The organism is Deinococcus roseus, from assembly GCF_014646895.1.
In the GTDB taxonomy this organism is placed as follows: Bacteria; Deinococcota; Deinococci; order Deinococcales; family Deinococcaceae; genus Deinococcus_C; species Deinococcus_C roseus.
In genome coordinates this window covers 1-14,093 of sequence record NZ_BMOD01000026.1, presented here as the reverse complement: position 1 = coordinate 14,093, position 14,093 = coordinate 1, and the positions used below count along the sequence as shown (strand labels likewise).

The 14,093-nt window shown below is 57.0% G+C and carries 11 protein-coding genes, 1 rRNA gene and 1 riboswitch; of the genes, 4 read left to right on the top strand and 8 right to left on the bottom strand.

Annotated elements, in window-relative coordinates; genetic code table 11:
* Window positions 1-57: 57 nt before the first annotated feature.
* From IEY52_RS21870 to IEY52_RS21855, 5 genes are all read right to left on the bottom strand, one after another.
* Window positions 58-372 (bottom strand): GNAT family N-acetyltransferase, encoded by a 315-nt coding sequence (locus IEY52_RS21870; RefSeq protein ID WP_189007020.1) that lies wholly within the window; start codon window positions 370-372, stop codon window positions 58-60.
* A gap of 104 nt (window positions 373-476) precedes the next feature.
* Window positions 477-1,967 (bottom strand): RtcB family protein, encoded by a 1,491-nt coding sequence (locus tag IEY52_RS21865; protein ID WP_189007017.1) that lies wholly within the window; start codon window positions 1,965-1,967, stop codon window positions 477-479.
* Between the two features lie 345 nt (window positions 1,968-2,312).
* Complete coding sequence (locus IEY52_RS27000; protein WP_268239754.1) at window positions 2,313-2,435, bottom strand: hypothetical protein; 123 nt, start codon at window positions 2,433-2,435, stop codon at window positions 2,313-2,315.
* Window positions 2,436-3,042: 607 nt separating this feature from the next.
* Window positions 3,043-4,350, bottom strand: a complete 1,308-nt coding sequence (locus IEY52_RS21860; RefSeq protein ID WP_189007014.1) for a deoxyguanosinetriphosphate triphosphohydrolase family protein — start codon at window positions 4,348-4,350, stop codon at window positions 3,043-3,045.
* The gene (locus IEY52_RS21855) at window positions 4,351-4,596 is read right to left on the bottom strand and encodes a hypothetical protein (protein ID WP_189007011.1); all 246 of its coding nucleotides are present in this window, start codon (window positions 4,594-4,596) and stop codon (window positions 4,351-4,353) included.
* A gap of 298 nt (window positions 4,597-4,894) precedes the next feature.
* On the opposite strand from IEY52_RS21855, the gene IEY52_RS21850 reads away from it, so the two are divergent.
* Window positions 4,895-6,148 (top strand): mechanosensitive ion channel, encoded by a 1,254-nt coding sequence (locus tag IEY52_RS21850; protein WP_189007008.1) that lies wholly within the window; start codon window positions 4,895-4,897, stop codon window positions 6,146-6,148.
* Window positions 6,149-6,214: 66 nt separating this feature from the next.
* On the opposite strand, the gene IEY52_RS21845 is transcribed toward IEY52_RS21850, so the two are convergent.
* Complete coding sequence (locus IEY52_RS21845) at window positions 6,215-6,352, bottom strand: hypothetical protein (protein WP_189007005.1); 138 nt, start codon at window positions 6,350-6,352, stop codon at window positions 6,215-6,217.
* Between the two features lie 234 nt (window positions 6,353-6,586).
* Here IEY52_RS21845 and IEY52_RS21840 point away from each other — a divergent pair, with 234 nt between their 5' ends.
* A complete protein-coding gene (locus IEY52_RS21840; RefSeq protein WP_189007002.1) occupies window positions 6,587-7,651 on the top strand; it encodes a lactonase family protein in 1,065 nt (354 codons plus the stop codon).
* Between the two features lie 37 nt (window positions 7,652-7,688).
* Here IEY52_RS21840 and IEY52_RS21835 read toward each other — a convergent pair whose 3' ends face one another.
* Complete coding sequence (locus tag IEY52_RS21835) at window positions 7,689-9,725, bottom strand: HD domain-containing phosphohydrolase (RefSeq protein ID WP_189006999.1); 2,037 nt, start codon at window positions 9,723-9,725, stop codon at window positions 7,689-7,691.
* A 56-nt stretch (window positions 9,726-9,781) separates the two neighbouring features.
* Window positions 9,782-9,865: riboswitch (cyclic di-GMP riboswitch) on the bottom strand.
* A gap of 254 nt (window positions 9,866-10,119) precedes the next feature.
* Here IEY52_RS21835 and IEY52_RS21830 point away from each other — a divergent pair.
* Complete coding sequence (locus IEY52_RS21830; protein WP_189006996.1) at window positions 10,120-10,839, top strand: copper homeostasis protein CutC; 720 nt, start codon at window positions 10,120-10,122, stop codon at window positions 10,837-10,839.
* Between the two features lie 70 nt (window positions 10,840-10,909).
* Window positions 10,910-13,855 (top strand): ATP-binding protein, encoded by a 2,946-nt coding sequence (locus IEY52_RS21825; protein ID WP_189006993.1) that lies wholly within the window; start codon window positions 10,910-10,912, stop codon window positions 13,853-13,855.
* Window positions 13,856-14,042: 187 nt separating this feature from the next.
* Here IEY52_RS21825 and IEY52_RS27200 read toward each other — a convergent pair.
* A 16S ribosomal RNA gene (locus IEY52_RS27200) occupies window positions 14,043-14,093 on the bottom strand; the annotation flags it as partial.

The window sequence follows — 14,093 nt, the reverse complement described above, 5'->3', positions numbered from 1 at the left end:
GCAACCATTGTAGCGGGAGTTTTTGCCAGAGGTGTGCCGGATCAGCAGTGCCGCAGATCAGATCCCAAAAATCCCACGGTCCTGTGGCTTGACCGCATCCAGGTACTCCGGGTGCCTGCGAATGAAAGCCACCACGAAAGGACACATGGGAATCACCCATTTGCCAGATGCGCGGGTCTCTTCCAGGGCCTGACGGACCAGGGTGCTTCCCACACCCTTGCCTTCCATGCTGGAATTCACCTCGGTGTGCGTGAACATCACCGCATGTTCCAGCGGGCGGTATTCGGCAAAACCGACCACTTCTCCATTGACCAGGGCCTCGTAATGCTGCACTTCTGTGTTGTTCTTGATGGTGATCTGCAAATCAGACATGGTTGCTCCTCCCGTGTTGCTCTCCAAAATAGGACTGCAAACCGGGCCACGCTGAGACCCAGCTCACAGTCCTGAAAAGGGTTTGCTTCCTGGGGTTTGCCGCTTCAGCCCTTGATGGTGATCAGGGGTTCCAGTTCAGCCACCACCAAAGCCATCTGTGCGCCCTGCAAGGTGTCCATGATGGCCTGGATGTTCTTGTAGGCCTGGGGGGCTTCCTGCAACAGCTCACGGCGCTTCTCACGGGCAATGTCCGGTCTGGCCCGCACCAGATCCAGCGGGGTGACAATGCGCTGCTGGTCCAGCAATTCAGAAAGTCTTCCTTCGGGTTGCTGCATGGCCTGCCCCCGGGAAAGCACCCGTCCTGCACCATGGCTGGCACTGTTCAGGGCATCCTGCAGGCCCAGACCTGCCAGCACGAAACTGCTGGACCCCATGGACCCGGGCACCAGCACAGGTTCCCCGGTGCCTGCAAAAGGCGTGTGCTGCAGGTCCATCCATCCCCTTGCAGGGGTGGCCCCCTTGCGGTGCAGGATGGTTTGATCTTCCTGCCAGATCATGTTGTGGGGCGCATCATAGAGCAGGGGAAAATCGGTCTCTAGACCCTGCTGGCGAAACACTTTCTGCACCATCAGGGCCAGCATCATGCGGTTGGCGGTGGCAAAGTTGGCTGCATTGTGCAGCGCGTCCCAGATCTGTGCCGTTTGCTGCACATGCGCTTCAGAAAAAGGCACCGGGAAAATGCCATTGGCAGGCTTGCCCAGACAGGCCGGATAAAGGCTGGACACCTCCTCCCGGATCACGCTGGCACTGGAATGCCCCACCGACACCGAACCTGAGTGCACCATCACCACCACCTGATTTTCCCTGAGGTTCCACTGGTGCGCCCGCTGTGGGTCCAGGATGCGGGCCACCCGCTGGATTTCCACAAAGTGATTGCCTCCTCCCAGGCTGCCCACCTGACCATCGCGGGTCAGGGTGTCAGAACCCAGAAAGTCCTCGAGTCCCGGGGTGCTGCTGGCAGGCAGGCTGCCCAGCCTTTCGGTGTGTTCGATGTCCTGCAGGAGGTTCTGGTCCTGAACTTCCTGCCAGAGTCCTGCTTGCAGGCTGGAGGGGGTGGCTTCCAGCAAACCCAGCAAACCCTCCCTGAGCAGGGCTTCCCGTTGCAGGCGGTTCATGGGGATGTTGCGGCCCGCCTCGAAAAACATGCGTCTGAAGATGGGCACGAGTTCTTTTTGCTGGCCCAGCACCTGTTCTGCTGTCAGGGAGGTGGTGTGCAGGCGCATGCCACACCCGATGTCGTTGCCAATGGCCTGGGGCAGCAGCACATCTCGGGTCTGCAGCACCGTGCCCACGGGGATGCCCCTGGCTTTGTGGAAATCCGGGGTCAGCACCACTTTCAGCAGGGCCATCTGTTCGCGGGTGCTGTCCGGCAAAACTTGCTGCCAGCGTTGCAGGGTGTTCTGCAGTTCCAGCATCTGCCGCAGTTCCCGGGTGGCTGCAGCATCAAAAGGAACCTGTGCACTGGCAAACAGGGTGATGTCAGAAAAAAGAGGGCTCGAAAATGTCAAACGGTAAGGATCAATTCTGGAAAACATGTTGCCTCTTGGTGTGCTGTGGGCATGACAGCCCGCACCCTGCTGTTTTCTGCACAGCAAAGGGGTCCGAGGTCATTGGGGCCGGAAAGGAAAGCCACGCCTCACAGCAGCAGTTGAGGCTCTGGTTTCAGGGTAGCAGCCCTGCACCGTGTGATTCATCGGCCACCTGACTTAATGCAGTTGCACAAAAGAGGTGGGTCTTGTGCAGACAGGCTTGATGACCTTTGGAAAAGGTTTTTGGACTGTGAACTTGCGTGAAGCAACCTGCAGCACTTCAAAACGCCCAAAAAGAAAGCCGGCCTGGGCCGACTGGGAAGGGAAAGGAAAACAGAGGTGTGCTGGGGCTTACTGGGCGTTTGCGGTCAAAACCGGGGTTTCTGCATCGGGATCAGAGTCTTCCCGTGCACTCAGGACGAACGACACGAGGGTGAGGCAACCAAAAAATCCAAGCATGACGAGGGCTTCCATGTGCGGTCCTCCTGACTTCTCAAATGGCAGTCTCCAGACTGCTGCAACGCGACTTCACCCAACGTTTCCACCAATGTGCCGCATTTCTGGGGCATGCCCTGCCCTGGCCGCTCTGTTTGAAAGCCAGCTCTGAAAGGGTGAGTTCATTGTGGTGGATGTGGTTGAAGCGCAGGCAAGAGCGGGCTTAGCTCAGCCTGAACTTTGTGTGCTGCGACACTTGATTTTTTCCTAAGCTGGAATTCAGTCAGAAAGACAACAATCTTACTGAAAAAACAAAAAATCCCGGACTGGCCGGGAGAAAAAAGAGCAAGAGCTGTCAAAAACCTCAATGGGCATGGTGGGGCATGTCGGGATCCTGCTCGAGTTCCTGGGTTTCCATGCTGGAAATCAAAGCGGATACCCCCCACAACACCAAAACAATCAACAAAATCAATAGCAATTGCATTCTGTACCTCCTCTGGCAAACACCTTCAGGAGTGGATTCAAAGTCTTGATGTTTGCCTTTGAATCCATTGTGGCAAAAAAAATTTTAAAAAAGGTCAAACTCGACTAAACAGGTCTTTAATTTGTAACAAAGTGGGCAAATTAAAGTTTTTCTGAAAATGTTTCAGATGTAATCCGTCACCTGTCCAGGATCAATGCCATTGAGCCTGCGGTACATCATGATGGCCTGCCGGTCTGAGAAAGAAGAAATGATGTCTGCCACCAGACGGGCTTTCTTGACCTGATACCGGGCAGGATCGGCTTCCAGCAGGGCTTCGATCTCCTCCAGAAAACGGGGGGGCACAATGTTGCGCTGGTAATCGTCTTCGATGCTGCTCCAGTAAATGCGGAACAGGTTTTCAATGATGTTGCGGTATCCCCGCTGCTGGGTGCTGAGTTGTGGCCGGTGGATCACATAAGCCCAGATCATGCGCCTGAAAAACGCCAGTTCCACCTTGTAGGTGGGATCGATCAGGAGGGTCTGGCCTGCGACATCCAGCCGGATGTTGCTAACGTAGTTGGCAATGAAGTTGGAAGCTGCAGATTTCAAAGAAGCGTGTTCAATGCGGCGGCCCGAGTAAAAATCCCCCACCATCAAATCAATGGCATTGCGGATGCAGTCCCTGGCTTCTTTTTCAGACATCTCGATGTCCTTGAGCACCAGGTGTTTTTCCCGTTCAAAAAACCTCTGGAAGAAACTGTCCTGCTTCATGTTCTCTGCCGGAAGAATGCCCGCCCGGTAGAAATCCACCAGGTCGTGAATGGAGTAGGCGATGTCATCGGCGTAATCCATGATCTGCGCCTCGATGGTGGGCTCCTCGGTGTCCTGGCCTTGCCGCACAAACTGGAAGTACTCCAGGTCATCCCGGTAGGCCCCATACTTGCGGTGCCGTTTGAGTTGCGCTTCGTCGCTGGGGTCCAGCGGGACAGGACCACGCAGGTAAGGGTATTTCATGGCGGCCAGCAAGGATGCGCGGGTGAGGTTGAGGCCCACATAGCTCTGGGATTGCACGGCCAGACGGGTCACAATCCTGAAAGACTGGGCGTTCCCTTCAAAGCCATCTGAGTCGTACACGCTGACCAGTTCATCCAGCACCGCCTCCCCGATGTGACCAAACGGTGGGTGCCCCAGGTCATGGATCAGGGCAGCCGTCTCCACCACATCTGGATCCAGCTCCGAATGGAATTTTTGCCGGTGCGTTTTGCGGTCTTTGAGCAGCTTTTCGGCAATGCGTCTGGAGATCTGCGACACTTCCAGCGTGTGGGTCAGGCGGTTGTGAAAGGCATACCCGGTGGGGGTGATCACCTGGGTGATCTCGGCAAGCCTGCGGAATTCATCGGTGTAAAACACCCGGTCGCGGTCCCTGGCATAAGCGTTGCGCTGGTCCGGGGTGTCTAGAAATTTGCGCTCCTGGCGTCTGGCTTCCAGCATTCACTCCAACTTAACACATGCCCCGCGTTTCTTCTGAAGGGTGCGGTCCGGCAGGACCCTGAGAGCACCTTCAGAAACCAGCATCCACACCACCGCCCGCACGTCGTCTTCGTGCAGTGGGATGCGCTTTTCCTCCCTGAGTTCTCTGGACACTTCGGAAAACAGGGTGAGGGGCCGTTTGGCTGTGCGGCTGGAGAGGTGCCGGAGCACCACGCTTTTCACCGCGATGACCTGTGCGTCCGTCATGGGTCTCCTCGCTGGGCTGCTGGGTGCTTTCATGGTACATCCTCAAAAATAAGTTTTTCCTCAAGAAGATTCACAGTTCAGAAAAATTTGGTTTTTCAATAAGGGTTTTTTTTGCAGCAGCAAAGGATTTTATCAATCTTTTATTTTTCCCACATTGTCTCATTTTCTGTAAGAAATGATCTCATTTTCAGCAAGGGTGCTCCCTATCATTGACTCAAACACGACCGTGTTGACAGACCATTTGAGGCTTCTTATTGAAGGACAGGAACCCTGCACAGCAGGGTTTCGGGGAGGAACCATGGATACCATGCAGGTGTACACCCAACAGTTTCTGGATTATCTGCCGCATTTGCTGACGGCCATTTTGCTGGCCGTGGTGGCTTTTGTGGTGGCCACTGTGGCCCGCACACTCACCACCAAGGGCCTGCAGGCCACCCGTGTGGATGAACGTCTGGCCCGGCAACAACAGGGGCAACCCGTCAAGATCAGCAAGACCATCGGAGACATTGTCTACGGTCTGGTGCTGCTGTTCTTTCTGCCCGGCATTCTGGGGGCCCTGGGCCTCAACAGCCTGCTGGCTCCGGCCACCAGTTTCCTCAACAACTTCCTGACTTTCATTCCCAGAATTTTTGGAGCCGTGGTGATCATGGTGATCGGGGCTTTTGTGGCCAAACTGCTGCGCTCCCTGGTCACCAATGTGGCCGCCACCGCTGGAGTGGATCGCCTGACCATGCGCGCTGGCATGCCTGCCGGAACACAGGTTTCCAACCTGCTGGGCATCGTGGTGTACGGACTGGTGATCATTCCTTTCCTCACCGCCGCTCTGGATGCCCTGAACCTGACCTCGATCACCCAGCCCATCAGCGACATGCTGAACCGCATTCTGGCGGCCCTCCCCAACATCTTCGCTGCAGTGGCCGTGGTGGCCCTGGCCTTCTTTGTCGGGCGCTTTGTGAGTGATCTGGTGCGCGGCCTGCTCACCAGCCTGGATTTTGACCGCCTGCCCCAGATGATCGGTTTCCAGCAGACAGGCAGCCCTGCCACCGCCACGGGCAATGCCACCCCCAGTGCCATTGTGGGCCATGTGGTGCACGCTGCCATCGTGCTGTTTGCCCTGGTCTCGGCTTTTGAACTGCTGCACGCAGAGTCCCTGGCCAACCTGACCCGCAACTTCATCCAGTTGATCGGACAGATCGCTCTGGGCATGGTGATCTTCACCGTGGGTCTGCTGGTGGCCAACCTGCTGGCAGGCGTGGCAAGTCGGGCCAGCGGAGCCAACGGACGCCTGCTCTCAGGGGTTGCACGCTGGGCCACCATCGCCCTCTTTGGAGCCATGGCCCTGCGCCAGATGGGCATCGCCAACGAGATCGTCAACCTGGCTTTCGGACTGACCCTGGGAGCCATTGCAGTGGCTTTCGCCCTGGCTTTCGGACTGGGCTCCAGAGACACTGCAGGCAAGATCACCGAACGCTGGCGCCAGCAGCTGGAAAAACCCAGCAACACCACCGGACCTTCCACCGCTTCTTCCGCCTTCAACAACCCCACCGACTGAACCGCCCACTTCATCAAAACCAGATCCCCGGTTTTCCGGGGATCTTTTGTCTGGCTGTGGGTGCTTTCATGAGCCTTTGGTTTTCTTCTTTTCCACCTGAGACAGTGCACTGGCTGCCACACTTTTGACCTTCTTGCTGGTGCTCTTGTTGCGCATCAGGCTGGAGGCTTTTCTGGCCACGGATTTGCTGGTGGTTTTGTTCATGGTTCACCTTCTTTGCAAGAAATGTTTTCTCCAGCATGCGCTTCTTGCCAGCAAACACCATGACAATTCCCACGGGCTTTTCAGAAAGCATTCCCTGAAACTTCACTTTCTCTGGCCGGGCAGCAGCGTAGCATCGTATAGCATTGAAGATGCGCGTCCACAGCTTGCTGGATTGCTCCCATCTGCAGCCTTGATTTGACCTCTCGCACCTTTTTGGTGCCCATCAGGAGTCCCATGACCACACAACGTTTTTATGTTGCCACCTACACCCAGAACCTTCCCCATGTTCCCAGCGCCTCTGGAAAAGGCATTTACCAGATGGAACTCGACCCCGAGAGCGGACAGCTTTCCGGGGCGAAACTGGTGGCAGAGTTGCCCAATCCCACCTTTGTGGCAGTGCGTCCAGACGGCAAAACCCTGCTGGCCGTCAGTGAAACCGAACATGGAGCCATCTTCAGTTATGAAATCCACGACTGGGGTCTGCGCATCCGCAGCGCCCAGTCTGCGCTGGAATGGGCCACGGCTTTTGTCAGCACAGATCTGTCGGGTCAATTTGCATTTGCAGCCAACTACATTGGCAAAACCTCTGTGCTGGCCTACCCCATCAACGCAGATGGTGCTTTGCTGCCCCATGTGGCTGTAGACTGCCACGAGCACCATGTGGTCAGAGAACCCCACGAAGACCCCCATGCCCACTGCATCCGCCCCCATCCCGGCGGCAGGTACATGGCCGCCACCAACCTCGGCACAGACGAGGTGTACGTCTATGACCTGCAAGGGCCTGACGGTCCCCTGAGCCGCACCCAGATTGTGGCTTTCCCATCCTGCTCCGGTCCCAGACACATCCAGTTTGATGCCTCGGGCACCCGTGCTTTCGTTGCGCTGGAACTTTCTTCCCAGGTGGCCAGTCTGATGGTGGAACCTGCCACAGGCACCATGACGCTGCTGAACATCGCCTCCACCCTGCCTGCAGAGGCCCAGGACCAGAAAAACACCCCCTCTGAGGTGCTGGTCAGCCCGGATGGAAAATTCATTTATGTGGGCAACCGGGGCCATGACAGCATTGCTGTGTTCAGCGTCCACCCGGACACGGCAGAATTGACCCTGCTGGAAAACGTGTCCACCCAGGGAGAGGTTCCCCGTGGCCTGGTGCTCTCTCCAGATGCCCACTTTTTGCTGGCTGCCAACCAGAACAGCAACAGCATTCTGGTCTTCAAACGGAATGAAGAGACTGGCATCCTGCAGGCAGGCGACCTGTTCCCCTGCCCCTCTCCGGTGGGTCTGGCCTTCTTGCCCTGAACAGGGTTTCTGGCAGCTTCTCCGGTGTTTGCTGGCTTCAGCAGGCTTCCCGGGGAAGCTGCTCGCTTTGTTGAAGGTCTGCTTCTTGAAGGTCTGCTTCTGGTTGTTCTGGTGCTGCGTGCTGCTCCATCATTTCGCTGAACACCTGCACCACCTGCGGATCAAACATGCTGCCTGCACAGCGCTGGATTTCCTGCATGGCAGCTTCATGGCTGAAGGGTTCCTTGTAGGGCCGTCTGGAGATCAGGGCATCATACACATCCACCACCGTGAAAATCCTTGCAGCCAGCGGAATGGAATGCCCACGCAAACCTCTGGGATACCCTCCTCCATCCCATTTTTCGTGGTGGTGCAGGATCACCTCTAAAGTGGAGGTTGGCAGACTGGGGATGTGTTTCAGCATCTCAAAACCAATTTCGCTGTGTTTTTTCACCGCTTCAAACTCCTCTGGAGTCAGGCGACCCGGCTTGAGCAGGATGTGGTCTGAAATGGCAATTTTTCCGGTGTCGTGCAGGTAGGCCCCCCACCTGAGGGCATCAAGGGCATCTCCACTGAGGCCCATGGCCCGGCCCAGCAAATCCGAAAGCTGAACCACCCTGTCGGTGTGGCCCTTGGTTTCGTAATCGCGGTATTCCAGCACCATCCCGATGGCCTTCAGGGTTTCTTCGCGGCTGGAAGAGAGTTTCTCGATGTAGGTGTTGCGTTCAAAAGCGTGGGAAATGCGGTCCCGCACGGCACGCAGGATTCGCCGGGCATCTTCGCTGAAATGCACCTGGTCTTTGCGGGTGCCCAGCGCCAGAAACCCCTGAATCCGACCATCGGCAGTCACAGGAAGCACGGCCAGTTGGTGGGCACCAGCGCGGGGCAACGCTTCGGCAGGCTCACAGATGGCTTCCCCAGCCCCAAAGAACGCCGGGGTTTCACTGAGGAACGCATGCAGCAAACGGGGTCCCGAAACCCTGAGGTACTGCTGCAACAAATGCTCTCCTTCCTCTGGGAGCAGGTTCAGGCAGGATCCCACCTGATACTGGTGGTCCCGCACCGTCACAAACATGCCGTAATCGAAAGGAATCACCCGGGTGCAGTGCTTGAGGGCCAGACGGATCACATCGGCAGGGTCGCTGGCCTCTTCCAGTTCTTCGGCCAGCATCACCAGTTGTGCGGAAGTGTCCAGCGAAGCCAGCAGTTGCTGGCGGGCCACCACCCGTTCTGTGATGTCCAGGCTGGAGGAGATGAACCCCTGAAAGCTGTCCCCTTCCCAGATCAGCCGGAAAGCGGTTTCGCACCACAGATGGTGGCCTTCTTTGTGCTGAATGCGGTATTCCAGAATGTGCTGGTCTAAGTGACCCTCCACCGCTTCATGGACCGACTGCTTGACCCTTTCCAGATCCTCCGGGTGGATGTACCCATAATCTGGAATGCTGAGAAACGCCTCGGTGCTGTACCCCAGAATGGCCGTGATGGACGGTGAAACGTAGGTGGCATGAAAGTTCTGGTCAAACCGCAAAATCAGGTTGACGGTGTTCTCTGCAATCAGCTGGAACTGGGCCTGGTTTTCCTGCAGGGCCTGCCGCATGCGGTTTTTCTCGGTGACATCCGAGACCACCACCAGTCTGGCCTGCTTGCCCTGAAAGTGCAGGTCCTGTCCCTGCACCTGCACCTCCATGCACTGGCCGTTCTTTTTCTGGTGCAGCCAGACCTGATCTTCCTCCGTCTCTGCTGCCTGCAGGGTCCTGAAATACTGGACCAGCACAGGTTTTTCTGTTGCAGGGCGGATGTCCAGCAGGGTCAGGCGCAGGAATTCTTCACGGGTGTAACCGTATTGGTTCAGGGCTGCCTGGTTGACCTCCAGAAACCGCAGGGTGTGCTGTTCGTACACCCACATGGGGAGGGGATTCAACCAGAAAGCCGCCTCCAACAATTCTGAAGCCCCAGAAGACAGGGTTGGCTCCTGGATGTTCTGGCTGGGTTCAGACCTCTGGATGAAATGCACGCCTGAACAGCTGATCTCCAGACCTGAATCTTCTGTTGCAGAAAAAGCCACCTGCTGTTGTGTGGGATAAGAAACGGTCATGGCAGCGTCCTTCCTGCAGGGGCATGCCAGCATGTTGTCCGAGGGGATCACAGAATTTCTCCTCATGCCGGTCGCACCATTGACTCCACACATTCCAGGTGCCCGCATACGGAATGTGCTTCCAGGTCTCATGAGTGGGCTTGATGCCACTTCTCTTTCGAGCTTAGCTGAGTTTCAGAAAAAGTGTCAACTGTTGTTTTTTGCAAAGCGTCTGTGACGGCCTTGCTGAGCAGTTGCTGAATTTTTTACACTCTGCTTACGTACCTTTCAGAGCTGTTTCAGGGGTCAGCTATTGTTGCTTCTTGCAACAGAAAAGCTGTTTGATGGCAAAACCCTCAACAACCCTCCCATCAAAATTCCATCGTCTGCCGCCCACACCTGATATGCTGAAGGCATGATTGCCGAGGTCGTCGTTGAAAATGCCATGGAGGTGAGGGAGACCCAGCATGCCGGCATCACCTCACTGTTGCTGGTGCGCAACCTCAAAGAGGGGGGCATCAGCCCGGACCTGAAAACCATTGGCCTGTGCACAGACGCTGCCCGGATTCCCATGTCCATTCTGGTTCGCCCGGACATCGACAATTACTTTTATGAAGAAGGGCGCAGGCGCAGGACCCTGAAAATTCTGGAGCTGTACTGGAACCACGGCATCCGCAACATCACCTTTGGGGCCCTGCACAACACCGTAATGGACTGGGATTTGCTGGAAGATGCCATCACCCATGGGTTCAGCGTCAACATCAACCAGGCCTTTGACCAGACCCAGGATCTGGTCAAAAATTACCTGCAACTGGCCCTGTACCCCATGGTGCGGCAGGTGGTCACCCGGGGCCAGGCCGAAACTGCAGTGGCCGGAGAAAGTCAGATTCAACAGCTGGTGCAGCTGGACAAACCCAGCCTTCCTGTGGTGGCAGACAGCACAGGCCTGACTTCAGACAACCTGAAACCCTTTCTGGAACGCAGTGGAGTGCAGGGCATCCAGTTTGGAGCCGGGTCCAGAGACCGCAATGGCAAAATCAATTTCTCGCAGCTGGAAGGTGCAGTGAATGTCCTGCGCAGGCATGCCAAAAGCAAGCAGGCTGGAGAGAATTCACCGTCCCGCTTTCGTTTCTGATCCCAGCACCCCCCAGAAATCAAGCAGTGCAGCCAGAACCTGTTGAATGAAACAGGGTACAATTGTACGCGTGAGCACCATCTACCAACTCCGGTTGCTGGGTCACACCCTGCTGGAACAGCAAGGGCAACCCGTGCGTCTGGGCACCCGCAAAGCCCTGGCCATTCTGGTCATTCTGGCCCTCAGCCCAGAGCGGGTGGGCCGTCTGGAATTGGCCGAATTGCTGTGGCCCGAACAACCCGAGGAAAAAGCCAGGGGCAGCCTCAGGCAGGAACTTTCCCGGCTCTCCCAGACCCTGGGAGAGGTGCTGCAGCTGGATGGGCAGTGGATTTCCCTGCAAAGAAATGCCTTTCAGGTGGATGTCTGGGCTTTTCAGCAGGCCCTGCAAAACAAAGACTGGAGTGCAGCCAGAGCCGCCTACCATGGGCGATTTCTGCATGGTTTTTACCTGAGGGACAGCAGCAGTTTTGAAGACTGGCAATACACCCTGCAGGAACAACTGCACCACCAGTACAGCGAGGTGCTGCTGGAACATGCCAGCCAGCTGGCCCAGAACCAGCAGATCAAAGAAGCCCTGGAGGTCTTGCAGGAAGCCATGCAACACAACCCCATCCAGGAAGATGCCTACCTGCGCAGCATGGAGCTGCACCGCCAGCAAGGGGAAGACGCTGCCATCCACAGAATCTATCAGGCACTGGTCCAGGTGTTGCACCACGAGCTGGGAGAAGAACCCAGCCAGCAAGCCCAGCAGGTTTATGCTTCCCTGCAAAAACCGGAACGCTCTCCCCTGCCCCAGAAACTGGGCATTTTTTTGGGACGCGACACCGAATTCAAAGAAGTGCTGGCCTTGCTGAACCGCCCGGACTGCAGGCTGCTCAACATCATCGGCACCGGAGGCATTGGCAAAACCCGACTGGCCCTGGAAGCCGCCCACCACCTGCAAAACCAGGGCCTGAAGGTGCACTGGGTGCAGGTCACCACCAGCACCCTCTTTTCGGCTGTGGCAGACAGCCTGAGCATTCCCGCCCTGGGCCGTGGGGACCTGGCAGAAGCCATTCGCTACCACCTGACCGACACCCGCCCCCTGCTGGTGCTGGATGAAGCCGAACTGCTCTCCAGCCACCGCGAAGTGGGCTGGTTGCTGGAGCACACCCCGGTGCGTCTGCTGCTCACCTCCCGCGAACGCCTGAAGCTGCGCAGCGAATGGATTTACGAACTCAGCGGTCTGCTGCTCCCCGAAATCGGCTGGGATGCCGCTTCCACCAGGCTTTTCCTCTATGCTGCCCAGCGGATCCGGCCCCAGTTCCTGCCTTCCATTCAGGAAAGGGAAGAGATTGCCGAAATCTGCAAACTGCTCTCGGGTTTCCCGCTGGCCATTGAAATTGCTGCCACCTGGATCCGTTTCATGGGATGCCGGGACATCCTCTCCCATCTGAAAGAAAGCCTGGACTTTCTGGATGTGCCACTCACAGACCGGCCTGAACGCCAGCGCAGTTTGCGCAGCATTCTGGATTCCACCCTGGTCACCATCCCTGCAGAGGCCCGCAATGCCCTGGTGGCCCTGGTGCCCTGCTGGGGCGGGTTTGACTTCAAAGCCGCACTGCACATCTCCAGAACCGGTGCAGGCACCCTGGCTTTGCTGGCCGACCACAGCCTGCTGCAACAACCCCGCATGGGTGAATTCCGCATGCTGGAAGTGCTCCGGCAGCATCTGCGCCCGGAAGTGCCTCAGGCAGCCTACCAGCACCACGCCGAATACTACGCCAGGTTGCTGGCCGAACACACCAGCAATTTGCGTGGAGGCAAACAACAGGAAGCCCTGCAACTGCTGACCCCCCACAAGAGCAACTTTCACACCGCCTGGGACTGGGCCGTCAAAACCCAGCACCATGAAGTGCTGGAGCAAATGATGCAGGGCATGTTCCTGCTGCACGAAATCAAGGGCTGGTTTCTGGAGGGGGTGCAGGTTTTTGAGCAGGCCGCAGCCACCACATCTGGACCGCTGCACAGTGCCATGCTCACCCGCACAGGCCGCTTCCATTACCGCCTGGGGCGTTTTCAGGAGGCCCGCACCTGTTTGCAGCAAAGCCTCAATGAAGAACACTCCCCCAGAGAGACCACCTTCATTCTGAACAACCTGGGGCTGGTTTCTCTGGCCCTGGGAGACCTTTACGGTGCCCTCTCCCAGTTCATGCTCAGCCGAGAACAGGCCGCGCAGCACCAGCAAACCTGGCATGAAGCCAACACCCATTACAACACCGGCCTGACCCACCAGGTCCTGGGCAATTACCCCCAGGCCGGAGAAGATTACCAGAAAGCCCTGGAGCTGTACCAGAGCCTGCAGGACACCCGGGGCATGAGCCTCTCGCTGTCTGGTCTGGGCCAGATCAGCCTGCACCTCGGACATTACGTCAGTGCCCAGAAACGCTTGCAAGAAGCCCTGGAACAGGCCGAAAACCTGGGGGATCTTTTTGCCAGAGCAGGCTCTTTGCTCAACCTGGGCAGGGTCTACCAGTTGCAGGGGCAACTGCAGGCCGCCCAGGAAGCTTTGCAGGCCGGTCTGTCCACTTTTCAACAGGTGGGGGACCAATCAGGCATTGCCCGCACCCTGATTGCCCTCAGCGAACTGCAAACGCCCCTGGAGGCCACCCAGACCCTGCAAAAAGCCCTGCAAACCAGCCAGATCAGCCACTACACCTGGGGCGAAACCCTGGCCCACCTCAACCTGGGCAACCGCCACCTGGAATTGCAGGAGCAGGAGGTGGCCAAATACCATCTGCAGTGCTGCCTGACCCTGGCCCACCAGCTCAGGGCTTCCTTGCTGGTCACCCAGGGCCTGTTCAGCAGCCTGTCCCTCCTCAACAGCACGCTCAGGGACAGCGTCACCGTGTATTTGCAAGAACACCCTGGCACCGAACAACGCTACCGGGAAAAACTGCCCAGCACGGCAGGTTTGCCTCTGGACATCACCGAAGACCAGCTGATGCAGGACGTGCTGAAAGCTTTGCAAGCTTGATCTGGTCCAAAAAAAGCAACAAAAAAGGAGCCCGCTTTAACACAGGGGCTCCTTTTGCTTGTCTTCCAAACAACAAATACAAAGCACAACACAAAGCACAACACAAAGAAAAATCCCCCGGAGTTGCCTCCAGGGGATGAATCTGTATGGTTAACGAGAAGAAGAAGCTCTAGAGGACGATCCTTAGAAAGGAGGTGATCCAACCGCACCTTCCGGTACAGTTACCTTGTTACGACTT